A 261-nucleotide genomic window follows, 5' to 3' on the forward strand; every position below is an offset into this window, starting at 1 on the left:
TGAGACTTATGATCCGAAGGGTCAGGATCAGGAGGTTCCGGTAGGCGGTACTCCGGATCCGAAGAAGAACATCGAGAATGCTGGTGATCTTCCGGAGGATACGAAGTACGAGTACAAGGAGACCCCTGACACCAAGACTCCGGGTGAGAAGAACGTTACTGTTGTGGTGACGTACCCGGATGGTACGACTGATGAGGTCGAGACGACTGTCACGGTTACCGATACTCCGAAGTCTGATGCTGAGACTTATGATCCGAAGGG

The 261-nt window shown here is 52.9% G+C and carries 1 protein-coding gene; it reads left to right on the forward strand.

Going from position 1 to position 261, the window contains the following annotated elements; all coding sequences use genetic code 11:
* A partial coding sequence (locus tag HMPREF3009_RS03235; protein WP_049156533.1) for a Rib/alpha-like domain-containing protein occupies positions 1–261 on the forward strand: 261 nt, incomplete at both ends.

Source organism: Corynebacterium sp. HMSC034H07 (assembly GCF_001815175.1).
GTDB classification, from domain to species: Bacteria; Actinomycetota; Actinomycetes; order Mycobacteriales; family Mycobacteriaceae; genus Corynebacterium; species Corynebacterium hiratae.